Below are 7,571 nucleotides of genomic sequence, written 5' to 3'. Positions count from 1 at the left end.
CCTGATGCATCGGTACAACTGGATCAGACCGCACCAATTCAACAATGGACTGGCCCCAGCTCAGGCCGAGAAAAAACTTAACATCGTGTCCGGGATTAGTTGACCACTACAAAGGCCAATGGCGCAATGCTGTGGTCCTCACTGTGTCGAACGTCCAGAAGATTGAGGAGTCGCGATGCAGCGTATCTTATGATCAAGATTACTTACTCTATTTCATCCGTAAGCTGGATACCGCGTTTGAACCTGCCATCAGCGTGAACCTTCCGCTGAGCTGGAACGCTGTCGACAGCAAAGGCTATCCCCCATTTGTCTACGACATCATACCGGCCGGCGCCGCTCGGAAATCGTTGCAGAAGCGATTCGGTGGGGAGAAGCCTGACGGTATGGACATGAGCTTTTTCCTCCTGAGCCGCTGCACGCCCTCACCCATTGGACACTTGCGGGTGAAGGAGTCTTTTGAACATATCGACCAAACTCGCAAGGAGGCTTTTGCGCGCAAGGACGTTGTAGACAGGACCAATGATTTTCTTGAGTACGCCTATGAGTCTGGCGCTGCGCTAGGCGGTGCTACGGGTGCTCAAGGGGAAGCTCCGAAGCTGATTATGGTTGAGGATGAGGACGGCGCGCTTTATGCCGATGCGATGCTTTCTGATGAGCTTGCGCGCCGCCATTGGTTGGTGAAATTTGCTCGCAACAAAGTTACTGAACGCGACAAGAACATCCTGCGGGCCGAGTACCACTACTACAAAGCGATCTCCCAGCTCGGTTTGAATACGATATCTACAAGTGAACTGGTGCTTGAGGAGGCCGAAAAGCCAAGCCTGTGGATGCCGCGCTTTGATCGGCGAGTCGCCAACGGCATGGTGGAAAGAATTCCGGTCGAGTCGATTTATTCAGTATGTGAGAACACCGAGCCTGGTTCGAGAATGAATCATGAGGATGTGCTCAGTCGCCTGATCCATCTGTGGCGTACGAATGGGCAGGAAGGTGAGCTTGAAGAGCTGGTATTTGAATACCTTCGTCGTGACCTACTGAACCGTATCTTGGGGAATTCGGACAACCATGGGCGCAACACGGCCATCTTCAGATATCGGGACAAATTCGAACTGGCGCCAATCTATGATCTTGCACCGATGGTGCTCGATCCGGAAGGTGTCACTCGGGCAACTAAATGGAAGGCCGAGCATATGGGAAGTCCAGACTGGAAAATAATCAGCAGTGACTTCCAAGACTTGGTCAGCCCTGACGTGCTTTTCGAGCGTCTGCTTGGAGCCGCCGAGACATTCAGAGCTTTACCGGATCTGCTGGTTGATCTTCCAGAGGAAGTGAGGCGCGCTCGGTCTATTCCGCTGAACAATTTGGATAAGCGCCTGGCTGAATGGGGGCTGCGGTGAAAGAGAACACCAACGAACGGCGCAGGGCGCTCATTGACGACATCGTCATGCAGCATGTGACGGGGATCGAAACCCTGGGAACCGCTATCCGCCGGCTACGGCTTGAGGTGACCGGCCTGGATCAGGAAACCTTTGCTGTCATGTGCAACATGTCGACCAAGGCTCTGTACCAAATCGAGAAGGACAAGGGTAATCCAACCCTTAGCACCATCGAAGCCATCTTGAGGAAATTCGGGCTGCGACTGGGGCTGACGAAGTCTGCCACGACCCTTTATACGCCGCCGTCCAGGCAGCAAAAAACGACTCCCCAAATGCCCGTTCGCGGTGCCAATCCTAAACGCAAAACCGCAGCACAGCTCGGTACGAAGGCCAAGGATGGCGATAAGGGCGCGGCCGAGTAGCTGGAGAAAATCTTTAGAGCAGTGTTCTTTTTCATCCAACAGAAACTGGGCGTTTCCTGAACCACTGTTCCACACCACCAAAGCCGTGGAAACCTGCCCGCGATTCTCCAAAACACCCCGTGTCGAGGGAGCTTGCTCCCGCTGGGCTGCGCAGCAGCCCCAATTCCATATGACCAATAAAAAACCGCCGCCCAAACACGGACGACGGCTTCTGATTGAATCTCAAAACCCTCGCAAAACCCGCGACGCTTTCCGCCACCAGGATTCATGCTGACTAAAAGGATCATCCACCAACACCGCTGGCATATCCCGCAATCGAATCCACGGCTCATCCTGCCAATGCAGCATGCAGAGCGACATCTTCGGCCAATCCAGTACGCTCAGCGTAGGACGCTCCACCTTATGCGAGAAGCGTTCATCACGCAGCGTAGGCACCACCTGATGAGTAATCCACTCACGCAGCAACCGATACTCGGGACAGTAGTGATAAACCAGCAACGCATACACGCCCGACTCGCTCAGCATCAGACGTTCTTCGATCAGCCCATGGACGTGCACTCGCATCATCCGGCGCTGGTCGGGGTCAAGCTTGCGTGTCATGCGTTCATCGAGGTGCTTGCTCATCAGACGTCCCAGATCGGATGCGCTGAACCAAGCCTGGTTTTCAACCAGGAGAGCATGCAAATGAATATTGTGGCGAATGAATTGAGTAGGGATCAGCGGATCAGTCATGACAGACCTCCTTGTGGGAAGGTGCGCCTTGTGGTGTATCGCTGTAGTTGATTTCCTTCAGGATGAGGGAACGATTCCTAGGCATATCCTTTACCTCTACTTGTAGCTTTCTTAGGGCTAAGGCGCCGGGAGTTAAGAAACCCCAAGTAGAAGGCCGGACATATTCCCCTTTCGGGTCTTGTATTAGCCCACTCCCGACATGGAAGAGGTTTTTCTTATGTCCACGAAAAATCCGTAGGCACAAAAAAGCCGCGTCTTTCGGGAGCGGTCAGGCCGCTACTTGAGGCGTTTCTTAGGCGCCGGAGGAAGAGGGTATTGTGTTGGCCGTATTCAGTCAAGATTGAATTTAATTCTGCGAAATGATAGTGAAAAATTAATACAAGTCTGAAATGGATGTCAGATTTTTTCCTCATATGTTGAGTGCATGGGGATTTTTTGAGGTAAGGCTAGATATTTATCTGTATTGGCACTCCATCGGAGACTGCTAAAGCCAGACATAAGCCTGTGTCCTATCCAGCGAGTATCAATAATTTGCTCTTCGTGAGGGTGAGATACAAGAAGTAGCCTTCCCATGAAATCAATCCATTCTGCGTTACTTATAATCTTGAGGCTGTAAGCATGGCAGGATCGCCCTGAGTTATAGAAAACAAGTTCGTTGAAGATTTTTTTTGGAATGACTTTTTGTAATGAGTTGATTGAGTTTCTGATTAAGTCTTCTGGTGCTTTAAAGTCAATCATCGGGATGTGGTATTTTTTTTTGTTGTGCCGGAGTATGGAGTGAAAAGCTAATTCTTTGTTAGGTTCGAGCTCGCTTATTTTTTTTTCTATCAACGCTTGATTAAAATCTATAGCTTTGATTTTAATTGATTGTCTCGCATCCAGAATGGATTGCGGTTCATATTCGTAAATACTAAATTCAAAGAAAAAATCATCCGCTAGCCGGCTGGCTAGCCCCTTAATGATTTCGATCGGGTGTGTTGAGTCTAATTTCATGTGGTCCGGATGCCAGCCAGTTTCTGATACATCTCTAATGCGAAATCGTCTGTCATGCCAGAGATGTAGTCAACAAGAAAGTGAGTTCGATAAATCCATTCGTACCCTGGATTCGTTGCGGAGTCAGCACGATATGATTTTTTACATTGTTCGGGGAGCAGGTTTAATAGACGTGCTTCTATTTGAAGCCCGTTTTCCTTTATTTTTTTCACATCTTTATTTAAGATGTGTTCAAAATTGTCGAAGCTCATTTCTAACAGTGGTGAAAGTTTGTCCAAGAGCCCAGTTATAATGCTGTTCCCAGAAAGCTCGATTATTTCTGCTTCTGGGGAGGTGTAAACATGCCGAGCTACAAAGTCTCTAACGGCTTTGAGTACTTTGTACTCGTGAGAATCTTCATGGATCAATGAATTAAAAAAGCCGCCGGACAATATTGCTTCTTGGTTTGAAAGGAATGTTGCTTTTGCTAATTCGGTAGAACAATTTATCAGGTGAGTGCGAATTGATATAAATTTGCTGACGTGAGCGCTGTTTTTTTCTGCAGTTTCAATCAGTTTTTTCCAAAAAAATAGCGTTTCCCCGCTAAGCTTATCTGAAATCGCTTTAGTTAATTCTTCATAGGTTATGATTTCTTTTTCAATGCCATCTTCTATATCGCTGAGGCAGTAGGCAATGTCGTCTGCGGCCTCCATGATAAATGTTAGTGGGCTTCTTGTGTTGAATGGTATTTCAAGTTTTGTCCAAACTTCCTTCAAGGATTCTTCTTCGGTCAAGAAAAATCCAGGTTTCTTGTGGAAGTCGTTGATTTTTTTGTCTCTAGAATGTTCGGGGTGTGTATATTTTAAGTAGGCGGCAATCGTTGAACAGGTGAGGTTTAAACCAAACTGATCCTCGCCTTGAAGCTTGGTCATTATTCGTAGTCCTTGAGCGTTTCCGTCAAAGTTTTCGAAGTCAATGTAGTGCTTGTAATTGGATTTTCGTTGCGTCTCGAAAATGGAGTTTGCTATTTTGGCTTTGTTCTTAAACCAGTTGGATATTGCAGCCTCACCAAAGTGGCCGAATGGTGGGTTTCCGATGTCGTGCAATAGGCAAGCGGATTCTACGATATTGACAAAGGCTTCTTTATCATTGATTTTTGATTCGTCTGACAAGTATTTTGAAATCTTCTGAGCGATTTGTCGACCGACTGTCGCGACCTCCAATGTATGAGTGAGGCGGCTTCTCACTGCTGCATTGGATTCTAAAGGGAATACTTGTGCTTTTTTCTGTAAGCGTCGAAATGGTGCCGAAAATAAGATGCGTGCCTTATCGCTTTCTGTTTCGGCTATGAGATTGTGCTCTCTGTTGGCCGTACTTGGCCTGAGCCTGCAACTACTTATGATTTTTGAGTATTCCATCACTTCTCCATTTGTGAAAAAGGCCCTGGATTGCAGGGCCTTTTCTTAGTTATATCCTTAACCATTCATTAGCTAAATCAATCCCAGCTCAATGCCCCACCCGTCTGATACTCAATCACCCGAGTCTCAAAGAAGTTCTTCTCTTTCTTCAAGTCCATGATCTCGCTCATCCAAGGGAACGGGTTGGTCGTGCCTGGATACTCTTCCTTCAAACCAATCTGCGACAACCGACGGTTAGCGATGAACTTGAGGTAGTCCTCCATCATCGCCGCGTTCATGCCCAGTACGCCGCGAGGCATGGTGTCGCGGGCGTATTCGATTTCCAGTTGGGTCCCTTGCAGGATCATCTGGGTCGCTTCTTCCTTCATTTCGGCGTCCCACAGGTGTGGGTTTTCGATCTTGATCTGGTTGATCACGTCGATACCGAAGTTCAGGTGCATGGATTCGTCGCGCAGGATGTATTGGAACTGCTCGGCGACGCCGGTCATTTTGTTGCGGCGGCCCATGGAGAGGATCTGGGTGAAGCCGCAGTAGAAGAAGATGCCTTCCAGGACGCAGTAGTAAGCGATGAGGTTGCGCAGCAGTTCTTTGTCGGTTTCCGGGGTGCCGGTCTGGAACGTCGGGTCGGAGATCGAGCGGGTGTATTTCAAGCCCCAAGCGGCTTTTTTCGCGACCGATGGGATCTCGTGGTACATGTTGAAGATTTCGCCTTCATCCATGGCCAGCGATTCGATGCAGTACTGGTAGGCGTGGGTGTGGATCGCCTCTTCGAAGGCCTGGCGCAGGATGTACTGGCGGCATTCCGGGTTAGTGATCAGGCGGTACACGGCCAGGACCAGGTTGTTGGCCACCAGGGAGTCGGCGGTGGAGAAGAAGCCCAGGTTGCGCATCACGATGCGGCGTTCGTCGTCGGTCAGGCCTTCCGGATTTTTCCAGAGGGCGATGTCGGCGGTCATGTTGACTTCTTGCGGCATCCAGTGGTTTGCGCAGCCGTCCAGGTATTTCTGCCAGGCCCAGTCGTATTTGAAAGGTACGAGCTGGTTGAGGTCGGCGCGGCAGTTGATCATGCGCTTTTCATCGACGGCGACGCGGGCGGAGGCGCCTTCGAGTTCGGCGAGGCCTTCGGCGATGTCGAGTTTGTCGAGGGCGGCCTTGGCGCGAATGATCGCGGCCGAGTCGCTGGCCGTCACGGCGCGGGCTTCGAGGGCGGCGGCACCGCCGGCGCTGTCGAGGCGGTCCATGTTGGCTTCGGAAGCGTTGCCGGTGTTGGCGCTTTTTACGGCGACTTCGCCGTCTTCTTTGTCGAATTCGTCCCAGCTCAGCATGACGTGTCGTCTCCTGCGTGAGGGCCAGATGCCCGGTGAAGGCCAACTGGCCGCGGTGGATCTTGGAAAAATCGTTTCTTGCAGCAGTGACGCAGGCAATAAACAGAAAAATGTACGGGGGGAGCGCTGAAGCGGCGGTGGACGCAGGGAGGCGACTGGCCTCTGCGTGGGCTTCAGGCAGGCTTGACTCCCTGTAAGGGAATATTGCGGGCCCGTTTAAGGCCGCATTATAAGGACTTTTTTGCCTACGTGGTGCGGCGAAAGAGCCCACGGAGGAGGGCGCGGATGTCAAATTCCCATGGAAGTGAGGATTTATAAGGCTTTCATCGCCGCAAGCCCGCTGAGAATTTTTTTTGCCTGGGACAGGTGGCGGTTGTTTTTGATCAAAAAAACAGCAATTTTTGCGCTTGAGCACAACATGTTGTGTTTGTGAAGGCTTTTCTGCGCTTACAGACACAATCAGGCCCGGTCGAAACCGGGCCCTGGAAAATGCCAGTTATGATCAATCGGTACGGGCCGAGCCGGTGTGATCACTGCCATCGGCGGCGACGGTGTCCGGGTTGACGTGGTCGTAGTCGTCGCTGGCGAGTGTGGCCGTGTCCGTGGTGTCGTAACGGCTGATCGCGGCGGCGGAGCCGGTGCGGTCAAAGCCGTCGGCGGCGAACGTCCGGGTGGCCATCACGGACAGGGTCAGTGCGAGGAGCAGATGGGTTTTCATGGTGGTTGCTCCTCGTTATCAGCCGTTGGAGCAGCCGTTGCCCATGACGCTGTAGCGCAGGATGTGGCGCTGGCCTTTGGAGTCGTCGTATTCCATCTTCGCCGGCACGACTTCGCAGACGTTCGGTATTTCGCTCATGGAAATGACTTTGGCGATGTCCAGGTGGGTGGAGTAGGTGTACTCCTCAATGGCTGGTTTTTGCTGGGCAACATCGGTCGGGGCCTCGTCTGCCATGGCGGTGGCGCACAGGCTGCCGAGGACCAGAACCCATAGAGCTTTCATCTGTTTCACCTTTTCTGAGGTCGAGTGGGGTCACGCAACCTTTTTGGGGTTGCGTGTGGAGCGGGTATTGGAAAGTTTGATTAACGGCCTTCGTGGGGGCTGCGTTGCGTTAATCGCGTTTGCCGGTTGGCGAGTTGAATTTTAGGGAGCGGGGTTGGAGGTAAACAGACCGGGTTTTGATAAACACTTTTGGTTGATTTGGTAATAATCGTTGGGAATGGGGGCTGTCTGTTGCAGCTGTTTTGGATTCGCTGACGTTTTCGCGAGCAAGCCCGCTCCCACAAAGCAAATGGGTGGCGAGCGAGGACTTGCACGTTAGTACCGACATT

At 51.1% G+C, this 7,571-nt stretch carries 8 protein-coding genes; 2 read left to right on the top strand and 6 right to left on the bottom strand.

The features are described 5' to 3' along the window. The first annotated feature begins 131 nt into the window (after positions 1-131). Together EGM97_RS16545 and EGM97_RS16540 are read left to right on the top strand one after the other, a co-directional pair. On the top strand, positions 132-1,394 hold the full coding sequence (locus EGM97_RS16545) for a type II toxin-antitoxin system HipA family toxin (RefSeq protein WP_238965581.1): 1,263 nt from the start codon (positions 132-134) through the stop codon (positions 1,392-1,394). Then, positions 1,391-1,795 (top strand): helix-turn-helix domain-containing protein, encoded by a 405-nt coding sequence (locus EGM97_RS16540; RefSeq protein WP_477788823.1) that lies wholly within the window; start codon positions 1,391-1,393, stop codon positions 1,793-1,795. Before EGM97_RS16545 ends, EGM97_RS16540 begins: the two co-directional genes overlap by 4 nt. A 222-nt stretch (positions 1,796-2,017) precedes the next feature. Here EGM97_RS16540 and EGM97_RS16535 read toward each other — a convergent pair whose 3' ends face one another. From EGM97_RS16535 to EGM97_RS16510, 6 genes are all read right to left on the bottom strand, one after another. After that, positions 2,018-2,527, bottom strand: a complete 510-nt coding sequence (locus EGM97_RS16535; protein WP_238965579.1) for a BRO-N domain-containing protein — start codon at positions 2,525-2,527, stop codon at positions 2,018-2,020. A gap of 396 nt (positions 2,528-2,923) precedes the next feature. Continuing rightward, complete coding sequence (locus EGM97_RS16530; protein ID WP_477788822.1) at positions 2,924-3,520, bottom strand: primase 1D-like protein; 597 nt, start codon at positions 3,518-3,520, stop codon at positions 2,924-2,926. Beyond that, on the bottom strand, positions 3,517-4,917 hold the full coding sequence (gene dgt, locus EGM97_RS16525) for a dGTPase (protein ID WP_238965597.1): 1,401 nt from the start codon (positions 4,915-4,917) through the stop codon (positions 3,517-3,519). The genes EGM97_RS16530 and dgt overlap by 4 nt, the downstream gene beginning before the upstream one ends. Before the next feature lie 77 nt (positions 4,918-4,994). Continuing rightward, complete coding sequence (locus EGM97_RS16520; RefSeq protein ID WP_238965598.1) at positions 4,995-6,242, bottom strand: ribonucleotide-diphosphate reductase subunit beta; 1,248 nt, start codon at positions 6,240-6,242, stop codon at positions 4,995-4,997. Between the two features lie 502 nt (positions 6,243-6,744). Further along, positions 6,745-6,960: a hypothetical protein gene (locus EGM97_RS16515; RefSeq protein WP_238965599.1), complete on the bottom strand. Its 216-nt coding sequence runs from the start codon at positions 6,958-6,960 to the stop codon at positions 6,745-6,747. A gap of 18 nt (positions 6,961-6,978) precedes the next feature. Further along, entirely contained in the window at positions 6,979-7,242 is a 264-nt protein-coding gene (locus EGM97_RS16510) for a DUF2790 domain-containing protein (protein WP_053147209.1), read from the bottom strand. Positions 7,243-7,571: the final 329 nt, after the last annotated feature.

Source organism: Pseudomonas sp. AF32, assembly GCF_022342325.2.
Taxonomy (GTDB): Bacteria; Pseudomonadota; Gammaproteobacteria; order Pseudomonadales; family Pseudomonadaceae; genus Aquipseudomonas; species Aquipseudomonas uvaldensis.
Note: the sequence above shows the minus strand (reverse complement) of the source record. Positions and strands in the feature narration are given on the sequence as shown.

What these genes read in the sequence shown, in the direction of transcription:
- EGM97_RS16515 (WP_238965599.1), bottom strand. Translation starts at nt 6,960, where the DNA reads ATGAAAACCCATCTGCTCCTCGCACTGACCCTGTCCGTGATGGCCACC.
- EGM97_RS16530 (WP_477788822.1), bottom strand. Translation starts at nt 3,520, where the DNA reads ATGAAATTAGACTCAACACACCCGATCGAAATCATTAAGGGGCTAGCC.
- EGM97_RS16520 (WP_238965598.1), bottom strand. Translation starts at nt 6,242, where the DNA reads ATGCTGAGCTGGGACGAATTCGACAAAGAAGACGGCGAAGTCGCCGTA.
- EGM97_RS16535 (WP_238965579.1), bottom strand. Translation starts at nt 2,527, where the DNA reads ATGACTGATCCGCTGATCCCTACTCAATTCATTCGCCACAATATTCAT.
- dgt (WP_238965597.1), bottom strand. Translation starts at nt 4,917, where the DNA reads ATGGAATACTCAAAAATCATAAGTAGTTGCAGGCTCAGGCCAAGTACG.
- EGM97_RS16510 (WP_053147209.1), bottom strand. Translation starts at nt 7,242, where the DNA reads ATGAAAGCTCTATGGGTTCTGGTCCTCGGCAGCCTGTGCGCCACCGCC.